This is a genomic window from Mycobacterium sp. E2989 (assembly GCF_001667595.1).
GTDB lineage: Bacteria > Actinomycetota > Actinomycetes > Mycobacteriales > Mycobacteriaceae > Mycobacterium.
The window spans coordinates 1-25,496 of the sequence record NZ_LZJX01000139.1 but is presented as its reverse complement, the minus strand read 5'-3'; the positions used below and the strand labels follow the sequence as shown (position 1 = coordinate 25,496).

At 70.1% G+C, this 25,496-nt stretch carries 22 protein-coding genes and 1 pseudogene; 12 read left to right on the top strand and 11 right to left on the bottom strand.

Annotated elements, in window-relative coordinates:
- The 4 genes from A5680_RS24945 to dnaK all read right to left on the bottom strand — a co-directional run.
- Positions 1-380: heat shock protein transcriptional repressor HspR (locus A5680_RS24945; protein ID WP_067824305.1), on the bottom strand; the 380-nt coding region annotated here is incomplete at its 3' end.
- Positions 380-1,549: a molecular chaperone DnaJ gene (gene dnaJ, locus A5680_RS24940; RefSeq protein WP_067824302.1), complete on the bottom strand. Its 1,170-nt coding sequence runs from the start codon at positions 1,547-1,549 to the stop codon at positions 380-382. The genes A5680_RS24945 and dnaJ, both read right to left, overlap by 1 nt.
- 53 nt (positions 1,550-1,602) lie before the next feature.
- Positions 1,603-2,247, bottom strand: coding sequence for a nucleotide exchange factor GrpE (grpE, locus tag A5680_RS24935; RefSeq protein WP_055400483.1), 645 nt, complete (start codon positions 2,245-2,247; stop codon positions 1,603-1,605).
- Complete coding sequence (gene dnaK, locus A5680_RS24930; protein ID WP_055400485.1) at positions 2,244-4,106, bottom strand: molecular chaperone DnaK; 1,863 nt, start codon at positions 4,104-4,106, stop codon at positions 2,244-2,246. The genes grpE and dnaK overlap by 4 nt, the downstream gene beginning before the upstream one ends.
- Before the next feature lie 272 nt (positions 4,107-4,378).
- Between dnaK and A5680_RS24925 the strand changes: the two genes are divergently transcribed.
- On the top strand, positions 4,379-5,824 hold the full coding sequence (locus A5680_RS24925) for an amino acid permease (RefSeq protein WP_067824299.1): 1,446 nt from the start codon (positions 4,379-4,381) through the stop codon (positions 5,822-5,824).
- Here the strand turns inward: A5680_RS24925 and A5680_RS24920 are convergent.
- Positions 5,821-6,369, bottom strand: coding sequence for an NTP transferase domain-containing protein (locus A5680_RS24920; RefSeq protein ID WP_067824297.1), 549 nt, complete (start codon positions 6,367-6,369; stop codon positions 5,821-5,823). The genes A5680_RS24925 and A5680_RS24920 overlap by 4 nt on opposite strands.
- 52 nt (positions 6,370-6,421) lie before the next feature.
- Here A5680_RS24920 and A5680_RS24915 point away from each other — a divergent pair, with 52 nt between their 5' ends.
- From A5680_RS24915 to A5680_RS24900, 4 genes are all read left to right on the top strand, one after another.
- Complete coding sequence (locus tag A5680_RS24915) at positions 6,422-8,764, top strand: xanthine dehydrogenase family protein molybdopterin-binding subunit (RefSeq protein WP_067824294.1); 2,343 nt, start codon at positions 6,422-6,424, stop codon at positions 8,762-8,764.
- Complete coding sequence (locus A5680_RS24910) at positions 8,761-9,642, top strand: xanthine dehydrogenase family protein subunit M (RefSeq protein WP_067824291.1); 882 nt, start codon at positions 8,761-8,763, stop codon at positions 9,640-9,642. The genes A5680_RS24915 and A5680_RS24910 overlap by 4 nt, the downstream gene beginning before the upstream one ends.
- Positions 9,635-10,120 carry a (2Fe-2S)-binding protein gene (locus tag A5680_RS24905; protein ID WP_055400496.1) on the top strand — a complete coding sequence of 162 codons (486 nt, stop codon included), beginning with the start codon at positions 9,635-9,637 and terminating at the stop codon, positions 10,118-10,120. Before A5680_RS24910 ends, A5680_RS24905 begins: the two co-directional genes overlap by 8 nt.
- 179 nt (positions 10,121-10,299) lie before the next feature.
- A complete protein-coding gene (locus A5680_RS24900; protein ID WP_369827712.1) occupies positions 10,300-10,812 on the top strand; it encodes a hypothetical protein in 513 nt (170 codons plus the stop codon).
- A gap of 19 nt (positions 10,813-10,831) precedes the next feature.
- Here the strand turns inward: A5680_RS24900 and A5680_RS24895 are convergent, their stop codons facing one another.
- The gene (locus A5680_RS24895; protein ID WP_055400500.1) at positions 10,832-11,668 is read right to left on the bottom strand and encodes a nickel-binding protein; all 837 of its coding nucleotides are present in this window, start codon (positions 11,666-11,668) and stop codon (positions 10,832-10,834) included.
- 66 nt (positions 11,669-11,734) lie between these two features.
- Complete coding sequence (locus A5680_RS24890; RefSeq protein WP_067824286.1) at positions 11,735-12,265, bottom strand: DUF488 family protein; 531 nt, start codon at positions 12,263-12,265, stop codon at positions 11,735-11,737.
- Positions 12,266-12,289: 24 nt separating this feature from the next.
- Here A5680_RS24890 and A5680_RS26600 point away from each other — a divergent pair.
- The 7 genes and pseudogenes from A5680_RS26600 to A5680_RS24860 all read left to right on the top strand — a co-directional run.
- Positions 12,290-13,015, top strand: a pseudogene (locus tag A5680_RS26600) (BadF/BadG/BcrA/BcrD ATPase family protein); the annotation flags it as partial.
- A gap of 84 nt (positions 13,016-13,099) precedes the next feature.
- Positions 13,100-14,008 (top strand): N-acetylmuramic acid 6-phosphate etherase, encoded by a 909-nt coding sequence (gene murQ / locus A5680_RS26595; protein WP_369827711.1) that lies wholly within the window; start codon positions 13,100-13,102, stop codon positions 14,006-14,008.
- A gap of 59 nt (positions 14,009-14,067) precedes the next feature.
- Positions 14,068-14,583, top strand: a complete 516-nt coding sequence (locus A5680_RS24880) for a hypothetical protein (RefSeq protein ID WP_055400503.1) — start codon at positions 14,068-14,070, stop codon at positions 14,581-14,583.
- Between the two features lie 48 nt (positions 14,584-14,631).
- Positions 14,632-16,335, top strand: a complete 1,704-nt coding sequence (locus tag A5680_RS24875) for an Hsp70 family protein (protein WP_067824283.1) — start codon at positions 14,632-14,634, stop codon at positions 16,333-16,335.
- Positions 16,336-16,473: 138 nt separating this feature from the next.
- Positions 16,474-19,365, top strand: a complete 2,892-nt coding sequence (locus tag A5680_RS24870) for a heterodisulfide reductase-related iron-sulfur binding cluster (RefSeq protein WP_082970488.1) — start codon at positions 16,474-16,476, stop codon at positions 19,363-19,365.
- 32 nt (positions 19,366-19,397) lie between these two features.
- Entirely contained in the window at positions 19,398-20,687 is a 1,290-nt protein-coding gene (locus tag A5680_RS24865; RefSeq protein ID WP_067824277.1) for a pyridoxal phosphate-dependent aminotransferase, read from the top strand.
- A 35-nt stretch (positions 20,688-20,722) separates the two neighbouring features.
- Positions 20,723-21,991, top strand: a complete 1,269-nt coding sequence (locus A5680_RS24860) for a YibE/F family protein (protein WP_067824310.1) — start codon at positions 20,723-20,725, stop codon at positions 21,989-21,991.
- Here the strand turns inward: A5680_RS24860 and rfbA are convergent.
- The 4 genes from rfbA to A5680_RS24840 form a co-directional block, all read right to left on the bottom strand.
- Positions 21,933-22,808, bottom strand: coding sequence for a glucose-1-phosphate thymidylyltransferase RfbA (gene rfbA / locus A5680_RS24855; protein ID WP_067824274.1), 876 nt, complete (start codon positions 22,806-22,808; stop codon positions 21,933-21,935). The two genes, A5680_RS24860 and rfbA, sit on opposite strands and share 59 nt — an antisense overlap.
- Before the next feature lie 22 nt (positions 22,809-22,830).
- Entirely contained in the window at positions 22,831-23,199 is a 369-nt protein-coding gene (locus A5680_RS24850) for a nuclear transport factor 2 family protein (protein ID WP_055400513.1), read from the bottom strand.
- 36 nt (positions 23,200-23,235) lie between these two features.
- Positions 23,236-23,991, bottom strand: coding sequence for a maleylpyruvate isomerase family mycothiol-dependent enzyme (locus tag A5680_RS24845; RefSeq protein ID WP_067824270.1), 756 nt, complete (start codon positions 23,989-23,991; stop codon positions 23,236-23,238).
- Between the two features lie 97 nt (positions 23,992-24,088).
- Complete coding sequence (locus A5680_RS24840) at positions 24,089-25,414, bottom strand: UDP-glucose/GDP-mannose dehydrogenase family protein (RefSeq protein WP_067824307.1); 1,326 nt, start codon at positions 25,412-25,414, stop codon at positions 24,089-24,091.
- Positions 25,415-25,496: the final 82 nt, after the last annotated feature.

The window sequence follows — 25,496 nt, the reverse complement described above, 5'->3', positions numbered from 1 at the left end:
CGCGTTCGGCGCGGCTGCCACACCACCACGGCGGTGCTCTTGGGCACCACCGCCAGGTCGCGGCGCTGCCCGGCGCGTACCTGCGCGAGCTCCTCGGTGAGCTCCTTCACGCGCGCCTGCAGCGCCTCGACCTGGTTGGTCAGCTCAATGATCCGCTTGATGCCGGCGAGGTTGACCCCCTCGTCCTGGGACAGCCGCTGCACCTCGCGCAGCAGGTCGACGTCGTGCTCCGAATACCGCCGTCCCCCACCGGAAGTGCGGCGGGGGCTGACCAGGCCGAGGCGGTCGTAGGTGCGCAGGGTCTGGGCGTGCATGCCGGCCAGCTCGGCGGCCACCGAGATCAAAAACGTCCGGGACTCTTCCCGCGAATTCTTCGCCATCAGCGGTTACCTGCCCATCCGGCTCGTGGGTCAAACCCGCTGGCGCGCTCGGCGGCCGCGTACGCCTCCAGCGCCTCCTGTGCGGCACCCTCCACGTTCGGCGGCACCGCGACCTTGACGGTGACGAGCAGGTCCCCGTTGCCGCCGTCGCGCTTGGGGACGCCCCGCCCGCGCACCCGCAGGATGCGGCCGTCGGAGGTGCCCTTGGGCACCCGCACGCCGACCTTGCCGTCCAGCGTGGGCACCGAAATCGTTGAGCCCAAGGCCAATTCGGTGAAGCTGACGGGCACGGTCACGGTCAGGTCGTCGCCGTCGCGGCCAAAGACCTTGTCCGGCCGCACATGTACGGTCACGTACAGGTCGCCCGACGGCGCACCGCGCAGGCCGGCCTCGCCCTGTCCGGGCAGCCGGATGCGCTGCCCGTCCTCCACGCCCGGCGGGATCCGCACGTTGATGGTGCGGGTGCGGGTGGTGACCCCGGTGCCCTTGCACTCGTCGCAGGGGTGCTCGATGATCGAGCCGCTGCCCCGGCAGTCGGTGCAGGGCTCGGAGAAGCCGAACGCGCCCTGGTTGCGGCTGATCACGCCGGAACCGTTGCAGGTGGGGCACACCTTGGGGCTGGTGCCCGGCCGCGCGCCGCTGCCATGGCAGTTGGTGCACGGCGCCGGGCTGGTCAGCCGCAGCGGCATGGCCACGCCCTTGGCGGCCTCGACGAAGTCCAGCTGGGTCTCGGTCTCCAGGTCGTTGCCACGTCGCGGCCGGCTGGGACGCGCGCTGGCGCCGCGCCCGAACAGCCCGCCGAACAGGTCACCGATGTTGGTGCCGCCGCTACGGCCGGCGGCGTCGAACAAGTCGTTGAGGTTGAACTCGGCGCCGTCGCCGCCAGCACCGAAGCCGCCGGTGTCGAACCGGCGGCCGCCGAACCCGCCGCCCGCGAACAGGCGGCGGGTTTCGTCGTACTCCTTGCGCTTCGCCGGATCCGACAACACGTTGTGCGCTTCCGACACCGCCTTGAAGCGTTCACCGGCGGCGGGGTTGTCGGGGTTGGCGTCCGGATGCAGGTCGCGCGCCAGCTTCCGGTACGCGCGTTTGATCTCTTCGGGACTGGCGTCAGAGGAGACGCCCAGCTCCTTGTAGAAGTCCTTTTCGACCCATTCGCGCTGGGCCATGTCGCGTCACCCCCTTCACCTTTGGAGTTCTGTTGTTGTGCTGATTGTGTGGTCTATTCACCGGTTGCGCCGGGGTTATCGTCCGATTCGGCCGGCTCGCCGGCCGCGGAACCCTCGTCCGCGATCGTGTCGACGACGCCGACCAGAGCGTGCCGCAGGACCTGGTCGCCCAGCTTGTAGCCCTGCCGCATGACCGTGCCGATCACCGGCTTCGAGCCGTCGCCGCCGTCGCCCTCGTGCTGCACGGCTTCGTGCAGCAGCGGGTCGAAGTCCTCGCCCTCCTCGCCGAACGCCACCAGACCGAGCCCGGTCAGGGCGCTATCCAGCTTGTCGGCGACCGACTTCAGCGGGCCGGACTCCAGGTCGCCGTGCTGGCGCGCCCGCTCGAGATCGTCGAGCACGCCCAGCAATTGGGTCATGACGGCGGCCTTGGCCCGGTCCGCCGCGGCCTGCTGGTCGCGCAGCGCCCGCTTGCGGTAGTTGGCGAAGTCGGCCTGAACCCGCTGCAGGTCGCCCAGCAACTCGGCGGCCTTGCCGGCCTCCTCGGGTGATTCACCCGAGAAGTCGCCCGGCGCAGCCTCTCCCGGCCCCGCGTTGGGAGCCGAACCGGAAGAGGACTGCCGGACTTCACCGGTTTCGGGGTCGATCCGCCGCTTGTCGGTGACGGTCACCGGCTCGTGTGGGTTCGCCTCCGTCACTTGGCCTCCCGGTCGTCGTCGACCACCTCCGCGTCCACCACGTCGTCAGCCGAACCGGCCTGCGGGCCACCGGCGCCTTCGCCATCGGCACCGCCGGCCGCCTGGGTGGCCTCGTAGATGGCCTGGCCGAGCGCCTGAGACTCCTGGCCCAGCTTCTCCATCGCCGACTTGATCGCGGAGATGTCCGTGCCGGCCAGCGCCGACTTGGCCTCAGCGATCGCGCCGTCGACCTTGGACAGCGTCTCCTCCGGAACCTTCGACCCACCTTCGGCTTCGCGTTGGTCCTTGACGAACTTCTCCGTCTGGTAGACCAGCGATTCGGCCTGGTTGCGGATGTCGGCCTCTTCGCGACGCTGGCGGTCCTCCTCGGCGTGCGCCTCGGCGTCCTTGATCATCCGGTCGATCTCCTCCTTGGACAGGCCGGAGCCCTCCTGGATCTTGATCGTGTTCTCCTTGCCGGTGCCCTTGTCCTTGGCCGTGACGTGCACGATGCCGTTGGCGTCGATGTCGAAGGTGACCTCGATCTGGGGGACGCCGCGGGGGGCCGGCGGGATGCCGGTCAGCTCGAAGGAGCCGAGCAACTTGTTGTGCGAAGCGATTTCGCGCTCGCCCTGGTAGACCTGGATCTGCACCGACGGCTGGTTGTCGTCGGCCGTGGTGAAGGTCTCCGACCGCTTGGTGGGGATCGTGGTGTTGCGCTCGATGAGCTTGGTCATCACGCCACCTTTGGTCTCGATGCCCAGGCTCAGCGGCGTAACGTCAAGCAGCAGAACATCTTTCACCTCACCCTTGAGGACACCCGCCTGCAGGGCGGCGCCGACGGCCACCACCTCGTCGGGGTTGACGCCCTTGTTGGGCTCCTTGCCGCCGGTGAGCTCCTTGACCAGCTCGGTCACCGCGGGCATGCGGGTGGAACCGCCGACCAGCACGACGTGGTCGATGTCGGACACCGAGATGCCGGCGTCGGAGATCACCGACTTGAACGGCTGACGGGTGCGGTCCAGCAGATCCTGTGTGATGCGCTGGAATTCGGCGCGGGTCAGTTGCTCGTCGAGGAACAGCGGGTTCTTGTCCGCGTCGACGGTGATGTAGGGCAGGTTGATCGAGGTGCTTTGCGAACTCGACAGCTCGATCTTGGCCTTCTCGGCGGCCTCACGCAGTCGCTGCATGGCCATCTTGTCCTTGGTCAGGTCAATACCGCTGGTGCCCTTGAACTTGTCGACCAGCCACTCGACCACCCGGTCGTCCCAGTCGTCACCACCGAGGTGGTTGTCACCGCTGGTGGCGCGGACCTCGACGACGCCCTCGCCGATCTCGAGCAGCGAGACGTCGAACGTGCCGCCGCCCAGGTCGAAGACGAGGATGGTCTGTTCCTTCTCGCCCTTGTCCAGGCCGTACGCCAGCGCCGCGGCGGTGGGCTCGTTGACGATGCGCAGCACGTTCAGGCCGGCGATCTGGCCGGCCTCCTTGGTCGCCTGCCGCTGGGCGTCGTTGAAGTACGCGGGCACGGTGATCACGGCGTCGGTGATGTCCTCACCGAGATACGCCTCCGCGTCGCGCTTCAACTTCATCAGCACGCGGGCGCTGATCTCCTGCGCGGTGTATTTCTTGTCGTCGATCTCGATGGACCAGTCGGTGCCCATGTGCCGCTTGACCGAACGGATGGTGCGGTCGACGTTGGTCACCGCCTGGTTCTTGGCGGGCTGACCGACGAGCACCTCGCCGTTGCGCGCGAAAGCGACGATGGACGGCGTCGTCCGCGAACCCTCGGAGTTGGCGACGACGACGGGGTCACCGCCCTCGAGGACTGCGACGACGGAGTTGGTGGTCCCGAGGTCGATACCGACCGCACGAGCCATAGTGATTCCTCCTGATTGAGTAGAGCTTCTTTGGTGCCACTATGCTGAGTGAACCCCGCTCAAGACTGCTCTCGGTCGCACCGTGGTGTCAACCCAGCATTGAGTCTGGTTCGCTCAACTTGTCGATCATGCTAACGGCGGGCGCGGCCGTCTTGTTCCCGGGGCCCCAAATCGATGTGCACCGCGGGCTTCCGCCGTGCATACTCGGCGAGCGCCGCGCCGCATCGGTGAGTTAGCCTGAGCCTTTCCCCGAGCCGACACGGCAGGACTCAATGCCACACGACAGCGCCGACCAGCGGCTCACCCGCGAGGACGACGGCTATCAGAAGGCCCTCAACAACCGCCAGCTGCAGATGATCGGCCTGGGTGGGGCCATCGGGACCGGGCTTTTTCTCGGCGCCGGCGGCCGGCTGGCCTCGGCGGGTCCGGGGCTGTTCCTGGTCTACGCGCTGTGCGGCGTGTTCGTCTTCCTGATCCTGCGAGCGCTCGGCGAACTCGTGCTGCACCGCCCGTCATCGGGCTCCTTCGTGTCGTACGCCCGCGAATTCTTCGGCGAGAAGTTCGCCTTCGTCGCGGGCTGGATGTACTGCCTGAACTGGGCGATGACCGGCATCGTGGACACCACCGCGATCGCGCACTACTGCCACTACTGGCGGACGCTGGCCACCATCCCGCAGTGGACGCTGGCGCTGATCGCGCTGCTGGTGGTGCTGTCGATGAACCTCATCTCGGTCAAACTCTTCGGTGAGCTGGAGTTCTGGGCCTCGCTGATCAAGGTGCTGGCGCTGGTGACGTTCCTGGTGGTCGGCACGGTCTTCCTGGTCGGGCGCTTCAAGGTCGACGGCCACGACACCGGCGTATCGCTGTGGGACACCCACGGCGGCCTGCTGCCGAGCGGGCTGGTGCCCCTGGTCCTGGTCACCTCGGGCGTGGTGTTCGCCTACGCGGCGGTCGAGCTGGTCGGCATCGCGGCCGGGGAAACCGCGGATCCGCACCGGATCATGCCGCGCGCGATCAACTCGGTGGTGCTGCGCATCGCCGTCTTCTACATCGGCTCGACCGTGCTGCTGGCTTTGCTGCTGCCGCACACCGCCTACGAGAAACACGTCAGCCCGTTCGTGACGTTTTTTTCCAAGGCCGGCTTCGGCGGCGCGGGCACGATCATGAACCTGGTGGTGCTCACCGCCGCGCTGTCCAGCCTCAACGCCGGCCTGTATTCCACCGGCCGGATCCTGCGCTCCATGGCGATCAACGGCAGCGGCCCGAAGTTCACCGCGCCGATGTCGAAAAACGGCGTGCCCTACGGCGGGATCCTGCTCACCGCCGCCGTCGGCCTGCTGGGCATCGTGCTCAACGCCGTCAAGCCGAGCCAGGCGTTCGAGATCGTGCTGCACATCGCCGCGGTGGGGGTCGTGGTGGCCTGGGGGACGATCGTGGCGTGCCAGCTGCGGTTCTACTACCTGGCCCGCCGGGGCGCGGTGGAACGCCCGGGGTTCCGGATGCCGCTGGCGCCCTATAGCGGGTACCTGACGCTGGTCTTCCTGGCCGGCGTGCTGGTGGAGATGATGTTGGACAAGGTGCAGGGCCCGTGGATGATCGGCGCGGTCATCGTCGGTGTCCCCGCGTTCATCGTCGGCTGGTTCGTGGTGCGCCATCGCGTGCGGGACCTCGCCAACAGACCCGACGGCCCGGCCGCCGATCCCCCGCTGGCCGCCTAGGGCTCGTCGACGTCGCGACCGCCGGCCAGATCCGCGCAGTCGACGGCCTCGACGTCGTGCCGGGTGCGCAGGTAGGCGCCGGCGCCGTGATCGCCGGAGATCCCCGCGAGCACCTCGGGCCAGTGCCGGCGCGCGATCACCACGGGGTGCCCCGGGCGGCTGTTGAAGTGGGCGCGCGCGAGGCCGCTGGGGGACGCGAGCGCGCGGTCGACGACCCGCGCCACCACCGCGGGACCGATGTCGGGCGTGTCGACGACGTGCAGCACCGCGTAGTCCGCGCGCATGCGGTCGGCCTGCCGTAGACCCGTGCGCACCGAGACGCTCAGCCCGTCGCGCCAGTGCGTCGCGGTGACCGCGATGACCCCGGGCGGGACGGCGACCTGGGCGGCGCCCAGCACCACGACCACGTCGGCACAGCCCCCGCCCCGCAGCGCGTCGACCGCGATGTCGAGCCAGCCGTCGACCAGCACCTTCGGCTGTCCGTAGCGGCGCCCGGCGCCGGCGGCGAGCAGCACGCCGACGGCTATCGACTGCGATAACGGCACTCTCCTATGATGGCATCGTGGTTCTCGTCAGGCGACAACCGGATGGAGCGCGATGACCGAACACGCGCAGGGGGCGACGACCACCGCCCCGGCCCCTCGTTACGCCGGCACCCGCGTTCAGCGGGTGGAGGACGGCCGGCTGCTGACCGGCCGCGGCAGCTTCGTCGACGACATCTCGCGGCCCGGCATGCTGCACGCCTGCTTCGTGCGCAGCCCGTTCGCCCGGGCGCGCATCAACGGCATCGACGCCTCGGCCGCGCTGGCGCTGCCCGGCGTACGCGCGGTGTTCACCGCCGCCGACCTCAACCCGGAGGTGCGGGAGGCCTGGCACGCCGTCGCCGGCAAGGACGTCCCCGACACCCCGCGGCCGCCGCTGGCCGAGGGCGAGGCCAAGTTCGTCGGTGACCCGATCGCGCTCGTCGTCGCCGAGAGCCGGTATGTCGCCGAGGACGCGCTGGAGCTCATCGACGTGGACTACGAGCCGCTGCCCGCGGTCACCGACTTCACCCGCGCGCAGACCTCCGAGGTGCTGGTGCACGACGCCTACCCGAACAACGTCGCGGGCGGCATGGGCGGGGCCCCACCGGACGAGGAGCTGTTCGCCAACGCGCCGTGCGTGGTCGCGGAGAACATCTACCAACAGATCTACGCGCCGGTGCCGATCGAGACGCGCGGGCTGGTCGTCGAATGGACCGCCGCCACCGGGGAATTGACGATGTGGGCGTCCACCCAGACCCCGCACGAGCTGCGGGCGTTCTGCGCCCGTCTGTTGGGCATTGCGGCGCAACGGGTTCGGGTGATCATGCGCGACACCGGCGGCGGCTTCGGCCAGAAGGTCGTCCCGATGCGCGAGGACATGTGCATCATGCTGGCCGCCCGCAAGGTGCCGGCGGCGCTGAAGTGGATCGAGGACCGGCGCGAGAACCTGATGTCGGCCGGGCAGGCGCGGCACGTCGACGGCACGGCGCGAATGGCTTTCGACGACGAGGGCAACATCGCGGCCGCCGACATCGACTTCGTCCAGGACATCGGCGCCTACCCGACGCCCTACCCGGTGCTGACGACGGCCGCCATCGGGATGTTCTTCCCGGGCCCCTACCGGGTGCCGAAGGCCAGCTTCAACTACAAGACCGTCTTCTCCAACACCAGCGGGCTGGCCGCCTACCGCGGCCCCTGGCAATACGAAACGCTGGCCCGCGAGATCCTGCTCGACGTCGCCGCCCGCAAGATGAACCTCGACCCCGTCGAGTTGCGCCGCCGCAACCTGTTGCGCCGCGATGAGATGCCGTACGTCAACCCCAACGGCATGCCGTACGACCACGTCGCCCCGATCGACACGTTCGAGCAGGCGGTGAAAATCCTTGACCACGAAGGCTTTCGGAAAGAGCAGGCCGAGGCGCTGGCGCAGGGCCGCTACCTGGGCCTGGGGTTCTCGGCCTACGTCGAGCCGACGGGCGCGGCGACGGGCCACCTGGCCACCGAAGGCGCCACCATCCGCATGGAGCCGACCGGGAAGATCAACGTCTACGTCAACGGCGGCTCCAGCGGTAACAGCATCGAGACCACGGTCGTGCAGCTGACCGCAGACGCGCTGGGGGCCGACATCGACGACGTGGCCACCATTCAGGGCGACACCGCGATCACCCCGTACGGCGCCGGGACCCAGGGCAGCCGCAGCGCGCCGATGACCGCGGGGGCGGTCAACGAGGCGGGGGCCATCCTGCGCGCGAAGATCGTGGCGCTGGCCGCGCACCACCTCAAGGTCGCCGAATCGGAAGTGGACCTGGCGTTTTCGGTGGCCAGCGTGCGCGGCAACCCGGACCGGTCGGTGTCGTTCGGCGAGCTGGCCTACGTGGCGTACTACTCGCCGCAGCAGCTGCCGCCGGGCATGTCGGCCAACCTGGAGGCGACCGCCCGGTTCAATTCCCCCAATCCCATCCACTGGTCCAACGCGACGCACGCCTGCACCTGCGAGGTGGACGTGGCGACCGGCAAGGTGACGCTGCTGCGCTACATCGTCAGCGAGGACGTCGGGCCCATGATCAACCCGGCGGTCGTGGAGGGGCAGATCGCCGGCGGCACGGTGCAGGGCATCGGCGGGGCGCTGATGGAGGACATGGTCTACGACGACGACGGCAACCCGCTCGCAACGACTTTCGTCGACTACCTGCTGCCGACCGCCACCGAGGTGCCGCCGATCGAATTCGGCCATGTCGAGATCCCCGGGCCGGGCCCCGGCGGCTACAAGGGCGCCGGGGAGGGCGGGGCCATCGGCTCGACGCCGGCCGTCATCAACGCCATCAACGACGCGCTCGCGCCGCTGGGCGTGACGGTCACCCGGCTGCCTGCCAGCCCGGCGTCGATCGCCGCCCTGCTGGAAGCGGTGCAACGGTGAAGCCGGCCGCGTTCGAATACCACCGCCCCGACACCATCGAGGACGCCGTCGGCCTGCTGGCCGAATTGGGCGACGACGCAAAGATTTTGGCGGGCGGACAGAGCCTGGTGCCGATGCTGGCGATGCGGCTGGCATACTTCGACCACCTCATCGACATCTCCCGGCTGGCCGAGCTGCAGGGCATCGAGCGCAGGGGTGAAGAACTGTGGATCGGCGCGGGCACCACCGAGACCACCGTGGGCGCCGATGCGCAAGTGCGTCAAGACGTTCCGCTGCTGACCCGGGCGACGCCGTTCGTCGGGCACTTCCAGATCCGCAACCGCGGCACGCTCGGCGGGTCGATCGCCCATGCCGACGCCGCCGGTGAATACCCGGCGGTCGCGCTGACCCTGGATGCGGTGATGGAGGTCGCCTCGCCACGCGGGCGGCGCGAGATCGCGGCCGCCGACTTCTTCGCCGGCGTATGGGAAACCACGATGGATGCCGACGAGATGCTGACGGGCGTGCGGTTCCCCGTGTGGAGCGGCAGATGCGGGTTCGCCATCGAGGAGTTCGCGCGCCGGCACGGCGATTTCGCGATCGCGGGCGCCCTGGTGGCCGTCCAGCTCGACGACGACGACCGGGTGTCACGCTGCGGGATCGGGCTGCTGGGCCTGGGATCCACGGTCCGGCGCGCAACCGCGGCCGAGGTCGCGGCCGTTGGCAGGCCGGCCGACGAGCTGGTCGACGACGAGATCGGCCAAGCCGCGATGAGCGGTCTCGACGACATCCCCAACGACCTGCAAGGGTCGGCGTCGTACCGGTCGAAGGTGGGCGCCACCATGGCCACACGCGCCTGGACACGCGCGATAGCCGAAGCGAGAGCAAGCGATGCCTGAACACCCAATCCAGTTGTCGGTCAACGGAACCGAGATCACCGCCGCGGTCGAGCCGCGAATGACGCTGGCCGACTTCCTGCGCGAGCGGTGCGGGCTGACCGGCACCCACCTGGGCTGCGAGCACGGGGCCTGCGGGGCGTGCACCGTGCTACTGGACGGCGCGGCCGTGCGCTCGTGCCTGATGTTCGCGGTGCAGGCCGACGGGACCGAGGTGACCACGGTCGAGGGCGTCGCGGCGCCGGACGGCACCCTGTCACCCGTGCAGTCGGCACTGCGCGAGTGCCACGGCCTGCAATGCGGCTTCTGCACGCCCGGTTTTGTCATGTCACTGACCGCGCTCCTACGCGACAATCCCGATCCCAGCGAGCATGAGATCCGCGAGGGGCTGTCCGGAAACTTCTGCCGGTGCACCGGTTACCAGGGCATCGTCGCCGCCGCCCGCCGGGCCGCCGAGACGCAAACGATCACGCGGCGGTAAAGCTTCACCATCGGGGTCGCATCGATAGGTGCGCGGTTGCACGGGATTTCGTCACGTCGCGCGTAATCTGGTTTCGCAATATTGCTGATAATCGGGAGTGGCGCGTGCGTTTCTCGCAAAGGGCACGGTGGAGTCTTGCCGGTGGGTCCCTGTTGGTCGCGCCGGTGCTGGTCAGTCCCATGCTGATCGACGCGTGTTCCTCCACGATCGCCGGCCGGCCGGTCGCAGCACCGGGCGCCGGGCCGGTCGAACCGACCTATCCCACGCCACGGCCCACCGCGGCGCCGCCGGCGGCGAGCCCGGCCCCCGGCCTCCCGACCACGCCGGCCAACCCGACCACACCGGCCGGCGCCATCCCGCTTCCGCCCGATCAGAACGGCTACGTGTTCATCGAAACCAAGTCGGGCACCACACGCTGCCAGATCAACAAGGAGACCGTCGGCTGCGAGGCGCCGTTCACCAACTCCCCCCTGCAGGACGGCGAGCACGCCAACGGCGTCAGCGTGAACTCCGCCGGCAAGGTGCAGTGGGTGCTGGGGAACCTGGGCGCCATCCCGACCGTCCAGATCGACTACAAGACCTACAACGCCGCGGGCTGGACCATCAGCGCCACCACCGACGGCACCCGGTTCACCAACGACCACACCGGCCACGGCATGTTCGTCAGCGTCGACAAGGTCAACACGTTCTGAAGCCGCCGCTGCGGCGTTCCTAATTCGTCCACGCCACCGCGTGTGTCCGGACGGGCTGTTCGAATCCTTTGAGACTGACTTCGCCGAGATTTTGGAACGGGAGCATTTTGCCTTCGCAGAGTTCAGCGACGACATTGGAAACCAGGATTTCTTCGGGGCGCGCGTGGGCGCACAACCGGGCGGCGAGCTGAACGGTGCAACCAAACAGGTCATCATGATGTTCGACCGGTTCTCCGGCCGCAATGCCGACTCGCAATTGGAAAGCGTTCGCCTCGTTGTCTTCGCCATTCTTCTTGACCTGCTGTTGTATCCGAGTCGCGCATTTGACCGCAGCGACGGCGGATACGAATGACGCCATGATGCCGTCGCCCAAATGCTTGATTTCACGGCCGCCCATTTCGTCGAGCCCCCGCCGGACGATGGAATCGTGCACATCCAGCACCTTCATAGCGGCTTCGTCGCCCATTCTCCGCGTGAGTGACGTAGATCCGACAATGTCGGTAAACAGGATTGTTCGAATCGCGGGGTCTCGTGTACCCGCGCCGGCGCCCTGCAGCATGACGGCGCCGCTCGAATCCACTTCGCTGCCGCCCATGAACAGATCCGCAACGCCCGGCTCGACTTGGATGATTTTTTGCGCTGCCAGGCCATGCGCTTCACGATGGACCGCTTCCGCGGCTTCCGCGCTGGGTCCGTGACAAAGGCAAAAGACCTTCCCGGCCTTTTCGTTAACCCAGTACTTGTGATAGCTGACGCCGTACTTCTCCTGGACGACAAGGTCCTGAGCATGGGCCTTGGCCAATTCTTCGCGCGTGATGCCGCCCGCAAGTTCGTGAATGTCCATGTAGTACGGCATAAACAATCCTACGACGCTCTCGCCCCGCTGACCCATCCGCAGAGGGCAACGCAGATCGGCGACGGCTCAGCCGTCCCAAACCAGATGGCCGTCGGGGCGGCGGCGAGCACCGTCGGCGGGGCGGTGTGGGCGCATTCGACCGTCCGGCATCAGGTGCCGCACCGGCACTGCGCGACCGAGCTCTGCCACGTCGGCGATCAACCGCCGGTGGCAGCGCCACCAGACGCTCTCGCTGCACATCACCGCGGTGGTGCGCCGGGCGGCGTCGGCCAGGACCTCGTCAAGCGCCGCGTCGAACTCCGGCGTGCGGGTGTACGCGGCGTACGCCCGGAATGCGGCCACCGTCCACCAGGTGTCCGGCTCCGGTTCTCCGGCCGCGACGTGGCGCCGCCCGCCCAGGCGGGGCTCCCACCGGTAGTCGATGCCGCGTTCGGGCAGCCAGCTTTCCAGGGCCTCCCGCCGCACGTCCGGATTCGTCCGACTGGCCGGATATCGCCGCACATCCACCACCAGCGCAACGCCGGCGCCGGTTAGCAACTCCGCCAGCCGCTCGCGGTCGGCCGTCCCGTGCCCCACGGTCAGCAACGCCCGCCCCACCAGACCAGTTTGCGCTCGACAAGGATGGGTCCGGTGATCCTCGCCGTCGACTTGGGTAAAACCTCGTGCCGGGCTTCCCTCGGCCACCGGAGGGCCGAGGGGCCGGGCGCGCCGGGTCTCGCGGCGCCCGGCGGCGTGCGGGCGGCCCACGCGGCGATCCTGCGCGTGGCGCGCGAGCTTGGCCCGGCTGACGAGGTGATCGTGGGTGCCGCCGGGGCACTGGCGGCGCCGGACGCGGCGCGCGCGCTGGGCGAGGCGCTGCTGGCCTCGCTGCGGCCGGAGCGCGTCGCGGTGACCAGCGACGCCGTGATCGCGCATGCGGGCGCACTGGCCGGCGAGCCGGGCGTCGTGCTGGTCGCGGGCACCGGCGTCGCCGCACTCGCGATCGACGCGGACGGCGCGCTGCGGACCGCCGACGGCTGGGGCCCCTGGCTGGGCGACGAGGGCGGCGGAGGGTGGATCGGCGCCGCCGGGTTGCGCGCGGCGCTGCGCGCCCACGACGGCCGCGGCGCCTCCACCGCGCTGCTCGACGCCGCCCGCGCCCGCTTCGGTCCGCCGGAGGGCTGGCCCGCGCAGTTCACCAGCGCCGCCGCGCTCGCCTCCTTCGCAGCCGACGTCCTCGCCGCCCACGGCGACGCCGCCGCGCGGGGGATCGTCGGCGCGGCGGCCGAGGCGCTCGCGACGACCGCTCGCGCGGCCGGGGCTGGCCCCGTCGCGATGGTCGGCGGCCTGGCCGGGTTCGAGACCCTGACCGAGCGGCTCGACCTCGTCCCGGCCGCCGGTGACCCGCTCGACGGGGCGCTGCGACTGTCGGCGATCCACGAGCCGCACCTGATCCGGTTACGGGCCGCACCGAAAACCGTTGCCGCGCAAGAACTCGACGCGCTCGCCACCGAAGCGGAGCGACCAGGCCTCGACGATCTCGACACGCGCCCCGTCGCGGAGGTCGTCGCGCTGCTGGTGGCCGCCGAAGGCGAGGCGCACGCCGCGGTGGCGGCGGCGGTCCCGCGGATCGCCGCGGCGGCCGAGGCGATCGCCACGCGACTCGAACGCGGCGGCCGCCTGATCTACGCCGGCGCCGGGACGCCCGGGCGCCTCGGCGTGCTCGACGCGGCCGAGTGCGCGCCCACCTTCGGCACCGACCTCGTGCGCGGCGTGATCGCCGGCGGGCCGGCGGCCCTCACCGAGGCGATCGAGGGCGCGGAAGACGCCTTCACCCCCGCCGATCTCGCCGACCTGACGGCCGCCGACGCGCTCGTCGGGATCACCGCGTCGGGCCGCACGCCGTACGTGCTCGGGGCGCTCGCGCACGCGCGCGCCGCGGGCGCGCTGACGGTCGCGGTCGTCAACAACCCCGGCAGCGAGGCGTCGGCCGACGTGGTGATCGAACTGTTGACCGGCCCCGAGGTGTTGGCCGGCTCGACGCGGCTGACCGCGGGAACGGCTCAGAAGGTCACGCTCAACGCGCTCTCGACCAGCGTGATGATCGCGCTCGGCAAGGCCTACGGACCGCGGATGGTCGACGTGCGCCCGACCAGCGCGAAGCTGCGCCGCCGCGCGGTGCGCATCGTCCGCGACGCGGCCGGCGTCGACGAAGACAGCGCGGCCGAAGCGCTCGAGGCCGCGGGAGGTCACGCCAAGACGGCGATCGTCGCGTTGCTCGCGGGCGTCGACGCGGCCGAGGCCGCCGCCCGGCTCGACCGGGCGCGGGGACGTGTGCGGGCCGCGCTCGAAGGCAACTGAGGCGCCGACGCGCGAGCGGCCTGAGGGGGTCCGCAGGTGGTGTCAGTACCATCGGTGCCGTGGCACGCAAAGGCCCACCCGACGACTTCCACGAACAAGCGACCCAGCATGCCGGCTACGGCATGGCTGAGCAGCCGACTTCCGGCGAACCCCCGGCCAACCCGCCCGACGGGTTCGAGCAACCGGAGGCTTTCGACGACGCCGAACCCACTCCGTGGTACCGCCGGCCACCGCTGCTCATCGCCTGGCTGGTGTTCGTCGCGATCCTGCTCGGCCTGATCGTCTACGGCATCAGCGAGCTGCTGAGCGGGGGTCAGGGCACCAGCCCCACCCCGAGCACCAGCCGCAGCAGCACGACCACCACCACCACCACGACGACCACGCCGACCACGACCGCCACGACGACCCCCAGCACCAGCAGCGCGGTCGAGGCGCCGGCGCAGCAGCCGACGCAACCGCCGGCGCAGCAACCCACGCAGGAGCCGACGCACCGGCATCATCTGCCCCCGCTGCCGCCGTCGATCACGATTCCGGGGGTGCCGACGGTCATCACGGTCCCGCCCGGCCTGCGCTGACCCCGCTATGTTGGGGAACACCGGGCGATCGGAAATGGGGTGCGGGGCATGAGCGAGTCGCTCGGGCTGTCGATCGGGGCGGCCAACCTGGTGGCGGCCCGCGCGGGGAACGCCCCGGTGGTGCGCAGCGCCGTGCTGACGCTTTTCGAGCACCGGCCGACCGAAGTCGGCCTGCCGGAAGAAAACCCGAACCTGACCGGAACCGGCATGGTGCTGCGCGGATTCGTCGAGCGCGTCGGGGACCGATCCCCCCTGGTGGCGCCCGACGGGACGAAGTACCTGGGCGAGGTGCTGACGGTCGAGGCGATCGAGGCCATGGCCCGCACCGCCGGCTACGGCACGCCGATCACCATCGCCGTCCCCGCGTATTGGTCCGACGCCCAGTTCACCGCGCTGCGCGAGGAGTTCTTCGCCCAGCCGGACCTGGCCCGCGGCGGGGTGGCCCCGGTGTTGGTGCCCGACGCCACCGCCGCGCTCGCTTCGTTGCGGGGCAGACCGGGATTTCCGACGGCCGGCGTCGTCGCCGTGTGCGATTTCGGCGCCAGCGGCACCAGCATCAGCCTGATGGACGCGGGCTCGAATTTCGCCCGCGTCGGCCCCACGGTGCGCTACACCGATTTCTCCGGGGACGCGATCGATCGGCTCGTTCTCGGCGGCCTGCAGGCTTCCGACGCCACCATGGCCGACCTGGGCAGCACCATGCGGATGGGGTCGCAGACGCGACTGCTCGGTGAGTGCCGGCGTGCCAAGGAGCAACTGTCGACGGCCGCGACGGCCGCCGTCGGCAGTGCGCAGCTGTCCCGCGCCGAACTGGAGCAACTGATCTCCGAGCCGCTGGACAGGTTCCTGGGCGCCCTCGACGAAGCGTTGCGCCGCAACGGGATTCCGCGGCCCCGGCTGGCCGCCGTGGCCAGCGTCGGCGGCGGGGCGAGCATCCCGCTGATCACCGCGCGGCTGTCGGAGCGCTTCGCGGTGCCGGTCCACACCGCACCGCACCCCGCGGTCAGCGCCGCCGTCGGGGCGGCGGCGCTCGGTGACCAGCAGGGGCCGGCGGGCGCCCCGACCGCCGCGGGGGCCGTGGTGGAGTCGCCGACGGAGATGGTCGGCACCGGCGGCATCGACATGACCCAGGCCGCGTGGGCCGCCCGGGCCACCGACGTCGACGGCGCCCTGGCCTGGTCCCAGGACGCCGACGGCGCGGACGAGCCGGTGCCCTACACCGGGCGCGACGCGACCGGCGAATACACCAATGCCGCAAGGGAGTTCGACGGTCCCGCCGGCGACCGCTACCCCGCCGAGCCGGGCGGCCTGCCGTGGTACAAGCGCACGGCGCTGGTGTTGACCGTCGCCGGCGCCGCGGCGGCGGTGCTGGTGGCCGTCCTGTTGGCGATCAACCTCGGGCTCACGAAGTCCAGCCCGGCCAAGACCACCCCGCCGGGCGCACCGGCGCCCCCGCAAACGTCGCAAACCGTGACCATCACCGAGCCCAACGGCAGCACCACCGAGACGGTGCTCCCGCCGCCCCCGCCGCCGCCGTCGTCGTCCGAGCCGCCGCCCGCCACCACGTCGACCACCACGACGACGACCCAGGCGCCGACCACCACCACGCAGGCGCCGACCACCACCACCGCCGCGCCGACCACCACATCCGCGGCGCCCACCACCACGCAGGCGCCGACCACCACCGCCGCGCCCCCGACGACGACCCGCTTCCGGCCGCTGCCGCCTATCTTCCAGCCGCCCCAGCCCTGACGGGGTGGCGCCGGTCACGGCGGGGCCGAGTTAGGGCAGCCTTTCTCGCGGCGAAAGCTGCGGAGATGCAACTATGAGCAGGGCTGAGCAGGCAAACAAAACGCAGGCTGAATCACTAATGCATTGGGGAGATCTTCTGTGACAACGCAGATGCTCATCAGACTGGTCGTGGGCATGGGCATGACGCTGGTCGTGGCCGCGCTCGCCGCACGGCGGGTCCTGTGGCTGTTCAAGCTGGTTACGTCCGGCAAGCCGGCTCCCGGCCACACCGACGACCCCGGCAGGCGAGTCTGGACGGAGATCGCCGAGGTCTTCGGGCAGCGCCGCCTGCTCAAATGGTCGATCCCCGGCCTGGCCCACTTCTTCACCATGTGGGGCTTCTTCATTCTGCTGACCGTCTACATCGAGGCCTACGGCCTGCTGTTCCAGGACAACTTCCACATCCCGATCATCGGGCGCTGGGACGCGCTGGGTTTCCTGCAGGACTTCTTCGCCACCGCCGTCTTCCTCGGCATCACCACCTTCGCCATCATCCGGCTGCTGCGCAGCCCGAAGGAGATCGGCCGCTCGTCGCGGTTCTACGGCTCCCACACCGGCGGCGCCTGGCTGGTGCTGTTCATGATCTTCAACGTCATCTGGACCTACGTGCTGGTCCGCGGGTCGGCGGTGAACAACGGCACCTTGCCCTACGGCAAGGGCGCCTTCCTGTCGCAACTGTTCGGCGCGATCCTGCGCCCGCTGGGTCAGCCCGCCAACGAGATCATCGAGACGACCGCGCTGCTGCTGCACATCGCGGTGATGCTGGCGTTCCTGATCATCGTGCTGCACTCCAAGCACCTGCACATCTTCACGGCGCCCATCAACGTCATCTTCAAGCGGCTGCCCGACGCGCTGGGCCCGCTGCTGCCGATCGAGGCCGACGGCAAGCCGATCGACTTCGAAAACCCGCCGGACGACGCCGAATTCGGCCGCGGCAAGGTCGAGGACTTCAGCTGGAAGGCGATGCTGGACTTCGCCACCTGCACCGAGTGCGGGCGCTGCCAGTCGCAGTGTCCGGCCTGGAACACCGGCAAGCCGCTGTCGCCCAAGCTCGTCATCATGGACCTGCGCGACCACTGGATGGCCAAGGCGCCCTACATCCTCGGCGACAAGGAGTCGCCCGCCGAGAACACCCCGGAGGGTGGGCTCGGCGAGGAGCTGGCGGGCGAGAAGCACGCCGAGGCGCACCACGTCCCCGAGTCCGGCTTCGGTCGCGTGATGGGCTCCGGCCCGGAGCAGGCCGCCCGCCCGCTGGTCGGCACCGAGGAGCAGGGGGGCGTCATCGACCCCGACGTGCTGTGGTCCTGCGTGACGTGCGGCGCGTGCGTCGAGCAGTGCCCGGTGGACATCGAGCACGTCGACCACATCGTCGACATGCGCCGCTACCAGGTGATGATGGAGTCGGAGTTCCCGTCCGAGCTGTCGGTGCTGTTCAAGAACCTGGAGACCAAGGCCAACCCGTGGGGGCAGAACGCCTCCGACCGGACCAACTGGATCGACGAGGTGGACTTCGACGTCCCCGTCTACGGCGAGGACGTCGACAGCTTCGACGGCTTCGAGTACCTGTTCTGGGTGGGCTGCGCCGGCGCCTACGACGATAAGGCGAAGAAGACCACCAAGGCCGTCGCCGAGCTGCTGGCCATCGCCGGCGTGAAGTACCTGGTGCTGGGCACCGGCGAGACCTGCAACGGCGACTCCGCGCGCCGCTCCGGCAACGAGTTCCTCTTCCAGCAGCTGGCCCAGCAGGCCGTCGAGACGCTGGACGGGGTGTTCGAGGGCGTGGAGACCGTCGACCGCAAGATCGTCGTCACCTGCCCGCACTGCTTCAACACCCTGGGCCGCGAATACCGGCAGCTGGGCGCGAACTACTCCGTGCTGCACCACACCCAGCTGCTCAACCGGCTGATCCGGGACAACAAGCTGGTCCCGGTGTCCCCGGTCTCGCAGGACATCACCTACCACGACCCGTGCTACCTGGGCCGGCACAACAAGGTGTACGAGGCGCCGCGTGAGCTGATCGGCGCCGCCGGAGCCACGCTCACCGAGATGCCGCGGCACGCCGAGCGCAGCTTCTGCTGCGGCGCGGGCGGCGCGCGGATGTGGATGGAAGAGCACATCGGCAAGCGCATCAACCACGAGCGCGTGGACGAGGCGCTGGCCACCGGCGCGTCGACGATCGCCACCGGCTGCCCGTTCTGCCGCGTGATGGTCACCGACGGCGTGAACGACCGCTCCGAGGAGGCCGGCCGGACCGGGGTCGAGGTGCTCGACGTCGCCCAGGTGCTGCTCGGGTCGCTCGAGTACGACAAGGCGACGCTGCCGGAGAAGGGCACCGCCGCCAAGGAAGCCGAAAAGCGCGCGGCCGCGGCGCCCAAGGCGACCGCGACCGTGGAGGCACCGGCGAAGGAGGCCGAGGAGGCGCCCCCCGAGGAGGCCCCGAAGTCCGAGGCGGCGGCAGCGCCGGCCGCGCCCGTCAAGGGTCTCGGCATCGCCGGCGGCGCCAAGAGGCCGGGCGCCAAGAAGGCCGCACCGGCCCAGGCCGAGGCCAAGGCGGAGGCGCCCGCGGGGGCGTCCGCGCCGGCCGCGCCCGTCAAGGGGCTCGGCATCGCCGGGGGCGCCAAGCGCCCCGGCGCGAAGAAGGCCGCACCGGCCGCCGAGGCACCCAAGGCCGAGGCTCCGAAGGCCGAGGAAGCCAAGGCTGAGGCGGCGCCCGAGGAAGCCAAGGCCGAGGAGAAGGCGCCCGCGGCGCCGGTCAAGGGACTGGGCATCGCCGCCGGCGCCAAGCGCCCCGGCGCCAAGAAGGCCGCACCGGCCGCCGAGGCACCCAAGGCCGAGGCACCCAAGGCCGAGTCTGAGGAGGCCGAAGCACCCAAGGCCGAGGCGCCGAAGGCCGAGCCGGCACAGCAGACCGACGGTGACGACGCGCCGTCGGGTCCGCCGGTGAAGGGGCTGGGTATCGCCCGGGGTGCGCGGCCGCCCGGCAAGCGCTGACCTGGGATTTTGCCGCTTGACCGCAAATTTCGGTGGACAGTGGTGGCACCATTAGAGACGTGACCACCCACCAGCTGCCCCTGCACGCCTCCGCTCATCACCGGCAGCGGGTCTTCGCGCAGTCGTCCAAGCTGCAGGACGTCCTCTACGAGATCCGCGGCCCGGTGCACGCGCAGGCCGCGCGGCTGGAGGCCGAAGGCCACCGCATCCTCAAGCTCAACATCGGCAACCCGGCGCCGTTCGGCTTCGAGGCGCCCGACGTGATCATGCGCGACATGATCCAGGCGCTGCCGTTCGCGCAGGGCTACTCCGATTCGCAGGGCATCCTGCCGGCGCGCCGCGCGGTGGTCACCCGCTACGAGTTGGTCGAGGGCTTCCCCCGGTTCGACGTCGACGACGTGTACCTGGGCAACGGCTGCTCCGAGCTGATCACGATGACGCTGCAGGCCCTGCTCGACAACGGCGACGAGGTGTTGATCCCGTCGCCCGACTACCCGCTGTGGACGGCGTCGACGTCGCTGGCCGGCGGCACGCCCGTGCACTACCTGTGCGACGAGACGCAGGCGTGGCAGCCCGACATCGCCGACCTGGAATCCAAGATCACCGACCGCACCAAGGCGCTGGTCATCATCAACCCCAACAACCCGACCGGCGCCGTGTACAGCCGCGAGGTCCTCACCCAGATGGTGGAACTGGCGCGCAAGCACGAACTGCTGCTGCTCGCCGACGAGATCTACGACAAGATCCTCTACGACGACGCCCAGCACATCAACGTGGCCTCGCTCGCGCACGACCTGCTGTGTCTCACCTTCAACGGCCTGTCCAAGGCTTACCGGGTCGCGGGCTACCGCGCCGGCTGGCTGGCGATCACCGGGCCCAAGGACCACGCCGAGAGCTTCATCGAGGGCATCAACCTGTTGGCCAACATGCGGCTGTGCCCCAATGTGCCGGCCCAGCACGGAATCCAGGTCGCCCTCGGCGGCCATCAGAGCATCGAGGACCTGGTGCTGCCGGGCGGCCGGCTGCTCGAGCAGCGCGACGTCGCGTGGCAGAAGCTGAACGAGATTCCCGGGGTGTCGTGCGTCAAGCCCGAGGGTGCGCTGTACGCCTTCCCGCGGCTCGACCCCGAGGTCTACGACATCGCCGACGACGAACAGCTCGTCCTCGACCTGCTGCTGCAGGAGAAGATCCTGGTCACCCAGGGCACCGGATTCAATTGGCCGGCACCGGATCACCTGCGCATCGTGACGTTGCCGTGGGCGCGTGACCTGGCCGCGGCGATCGAGCGGCTGGGCAACTTCCTGGTGAGCTATCGGCAGTAAGCGTCTTGGCAGCCGGCGCCTCTACGGTGGACCGGGTGACCCATTCGCACTCCCACTCGCACCACCCGTCCGGCCCTGCCCCGGTCGATCCGCTGCCCGCCCGGCTGGTCGTCGGGCTGCTGGTGGCCATCGGCGTCGCCGTGCTGGCCGGGGCGATCCTGCTGTGGCCCAGCCGGCAGCACGTCGACATCCCGATGCCGTTCCAGAACGCGGCCGGCGGCGCCGTGAGCACACAGGCCGGGCACGTGCTCTCCAGCGGCGGGGGTGACTGCGGCAGCCCGTCGGTCGGTCAGGTGCTCACCACCGCGCCGCAGCCGGCGCCCCCGGGAGCGGGCCGCTGCGTGCTGACCCAGGTGGCGATCGATTCCGGCCCCAACGCCGGGGCGAACACGCTGCTGGAGTCCTCCCCCGGTCCGGGTCAGCCGAAATTCGCTGTGGGAGATCACGTTCGGCTGGTGCGGCAGGTCGACGATCAGGGCGCCACCAGCTACGCGTTCTACGACTTCGAACGCGGCTGGTCCCTGGTCGCCCTGGCCGTCGCGTTCGCGGTGGTGGTGGTCGCCGTGGCGCGCTGGCGGGGGCTGCTCGCGCTGGTGGGCATCGTGGTCGCGTTCGTGGTGCTGGTCGCGTTCCTGCTGCCGGCCCTGCGCGACGGCGCGCCCGCGGTTCCGGTCGCCCTGGTGGCCGCGGCGGCGATCCTCTACGCCGTCATCTACCTGGCCCACGGCGTCAGCCTGCGGACCAGCGCCGCACTGCTGGGAACCCTGACGTCGCTGCTGCTGGCTGCTGGATTATCTTGGGCGGCAATACAACTGGCCCACTTGACCGGCCTGTCCGACGACCAGAACGCCACCGTCAGCGCCTACCTGGGCAACGTGTCGATCAGCGGGCTGCTGCTCGCCGGTTTCATCATCGGGTCATTGGGCGTGCTCAACGACGTGACCGTGACGCAGGCGTCCACGGTGTTCGAGCTCGCCCACCTCGGCGGCTCGCGGCGCGCGATCTTCTTGGGCGCCATTCGAGTTGGCCGCGATCACATCGCCAGCACGGTCTACACGCTGGTGCTGGCCTACGCCGGCAGCTCCCTGCCGCTGCTGCTGCTGTTCAGCGTGGCCAACCGCTCGCTGACCGACGTGTTGACCAGCGAGAGCGTGGCCATCGAGATCGCCCGCTCGGCGGTGGGCGGCATCGCGCTGGCGCTGTCGGTTCCGATGACGACGGCGATCGCCGCGGCGCTGGCCAAACCTACTGAAATCGGCTCCGCTCCAACAACTCCAGCAGGTAGCCACCGTAGCCGGACTTGAGCAGCGTCTGCGCGCGCTCGGCTAGCTGATCGTCGGTGATCCAGCCGCGGCGCCACGCCACCTCCTCGGGGACGCTGACCTTCAGCCCCTGCCGTCGTTCCAGCGTGCGGACGAAGTCGCTGGCGTCCAACAGCGAGTCGAACGTTCCGGTGTCCAGCCAGGCCGTGCCGCGGACCATCACCTCGACCGAGAGCCGGCCGCGGCTGAGATAGATCTGGTTCACCTCGGTGATCTCGTATTCACCGCGCGCCGATTTCTTCAGACCCTTGGCGATCTCGATCACGTCGTTGTCGTAGAAATACAGTCCCGGCACCGCGTAATTCGATTTCGGCGTCTGGGGTTTCTCCTCCAGCGACAGCGCGGTGCCGTCGTCGCTGAATTCGACGACGCCGTACGCCGAGGGGTTGGCCACCCAATAGGCGAAAACCGCTCCGCCGCTGATGGATTGGAACCGGCTCAGGCTGGTTCCCAATCTCGGCCCGTAGAAGATGTTGTCCCCCAACACCAAAGCCACCGAGTCGTTGCCGATGTGGTCGGCCCCCAGCACGAAGGCCTGGGCCAGGCCGTCGGGCCGTTCCTGCGTCACGTAGGTGATGTTGATGCCGAATTGCGAGCCGTCGCCCAGCAGCCGCTGGAAGCCCGCCGCGTCGTGCGGGGTGGTGATCACCAGGATGTCTTGGATCCCGGCCATCATCAGCGTGGACAGCGGGTAGTAGACCATCGGCTTGTCGTACACCGGCAGCAACTGCTTGCTGATGCCTACGGTGATCGGGTGCAGCCGGGTGCCCGAGCCGCCGGCCAAGATGATCCCGCGCATGAGTGGCTCCCCTGGTTCGCGCCTAGTTGACGAGGTCGGATTCGGTGAGTTCGGTGGCCGCCAGCGCCGACGCCAAATCCTGGTGCCGGAACACGGACGTGACGTGGTCGTGCACCACCCGGAACGCCAACGCGGCGGCGGTGGCCGCGGCGGGGTCGGCGGGTTTTTGCTCGGCGACCACGACACCGTCGTGCACGTACATCCGGCCGAGTTCCGTGGCCGCCACCCGCTGCGAGGCGGCCCATTTGCGCAGCGCCTCGTGGCCCTGCGCGGCGCCGTGCGGGTCGGCCAGGTCGATGTCATCGCTGGACAGCGCCGCCAGGGTTTCCAGGTCGGAAGCGTTCAGCGCGTCGTGCCACGCCAGGACGGTGGCGATCTCCGAAGTGGTCATGGACTGCAAGTTACCGTGTGCGCTCGGCCGCCGTGGTCAGAGCGGGGTGCGGTCCAGCCAGTCCTGCCAGACGGCCTCGTCGCCGAACAGCGCAATGCCGGTGTCGGCGAGCGGGACCCGGCGCAGGATGGCCAGCAGCAGCTCGGTCGCCCCGCCCCGCAGCGCCGCCGTCCCCTTGCCGTGCTCGTGTGACCAGGTGATCCGGCCCGCGTCGACGCCGATCGTCCATTCACCGGCCTCGCCGAGGCCGGGGTCGGTGGCGTGCAGGTGCAGGGTGTTGCCGCCCTCGAGCGGCAGGGGCGAACCGTCGGACCCGGCCTGGATCGCGACCCGCTCGAGCCATTCGGTGATCCCGTCGGCGGCCACCTCGGCGGCCAGCGTGAATTCGGCTCCCGTCGCGATCGCCGCGTCGGCACGGTGCACGGCGACCTCGTGGAGGCGCCGGCGGACCCACCAGTTCGCCGGGCGCGGCCCGAGAAACGTCCACACCGGTGTTTCCACACCGGTCAGCTCGACGGCATCGACCAGCCGCTGCGCGCCGCCGTGCAGCCAGGAGATCGCGTCGGCCGGGTCGGGTGGCGGCTTGCCGCCCTCGACGGAGCGCGGGTCGAGGAACTCTTCGAGCCGGTCGCGCACGATCTGCGCCGCCCAGCGGTCGCCGCGGCCGACGTGCCGCAGGAGCTGGTCGAGGCTCCAGCCCGGGCAGGTCGGCACGGGCGTCGATCGGTCGACATCGCGGAAAAGCTCCGAGAATGCGCGGTTCTCGTCCAGGAATACACCGGCGTAGTCCACGCGGGTCAGGCTACGCCCCCGTCTCGCGCCGACCGTCACGCTGGCGTGGCGTTCGCGGCCCGGGGTCACGCTGGCGTGACGCTCGGGGCACGGGGGCTCAGGGCCGCGGCGCGCCCAGCCGGAACACCCGCCAGCCCGCCTGCGTCCAGCGGGCGGCGTCGAGGCAGTTGCGCCCGTCGACGATCACCCGGGCCCGCACGCGGTCGGCCAGGTCGTCGGGGTCGAGGTCGACGAATTGCCGCCACTCGGTGAGCACCAGCACCGCGTCGGCGCGCTCGCAGGCCTCCTCGACCGAAACCGCGTAGTTCAGCGTCGGGAACAGCCGCTGTGCGTTGTCCAGCGCCTTGGGGTCGTAGACGTTGACCGCGGCGCCGTTGAGCTGGAGCTGGCCCGCCACGTTGAGCGCGGGCGAGTCGCGGACGTCGTCGGATTCGGGCTTGAACGCCGCGCCGAGCACGGCGATGTTGGCGCCCAGCAGCGAACCGCCGCACGCGGCGCTGGCGAGCTCCACCATGCGGGTGCGCCGGCGCATGTTGATGCTGTCGACCTCGCGCAGGAAGGTCAGCGCCTGATTGGCCCCCAGTTCGCCGGCGCGGGCCATGAAGGCGCGGATGTCCTTGGGCAGGCAGCCGCCGCCGAAACCCAAACCGGCGTTGAGGAATTGGCGGCCGATCCGTGGGTCGTAGCCGAGCGCGTCGGCCAGTACGCTGACGTCGGCGCCGGCGGCCTCGCACACCTCGGAGATGGCGTTGATGAACGAGATCTTGGTCGCCAGAAAGGCATTGGCAGAAACCTTGACCAGCTCCGCCGTCTGCAGGTCGGTCACCAGGAAGGGCACGCCCTCGGCCAGCAGCGGGCCGTACAGTTCACGGATCGCCGCCTCGGCCCGGGTCGAATCCTGTTGCACGCCAAGGACTATGCGATCCGGGTGCAGGGTGTCGTGCACCGCGTAGCCCTCGCGCAAGAACTCCGGGTTCCAGGCGATCTCGACGTCGACGTCGCGCGGCGCCAGGGCCGCCGCCCGCTGGTTCAGCTCGGCCGCGGTGCCCACCGGAACCGTCGACTTGCCCACCAGCACAGCCGATTTCGTCAGTCGGGGCACCAGCGCGTCGATCACGGCGTAGACGTGCCGCAGGTCGGCGCCGTACTCGCCCTTCTTCTGCGGCGTGCCGACCCCGAGGAAGTGCACGTCGGCGAAATCGGCGGCGACGTCGTAGTCGGTGGTGAACCGCAGCCGCCCCGCGGCCAGGTTCTCCTGCAGCAGCTTGCGCAGGCCGGGCTCGTAGAAGGGAATATCACCGCCGGCGAGCTTGGCGACCTTCCCGGGGTCGATATCGACCCCGACGACCTCGTGTCCCAGTTCCGCCATTCCGACGGCGTGGGTGGCACCCAGGTAGCCGGTGCCGAATACGGTGCAGCGCATACATCCGGTGTAGGTCACGGCAGTGGTGAGCCCGTCGATGCCCGTCAAACGCAGCCGATAGGCTGGCCGGGTGAATCTGCCT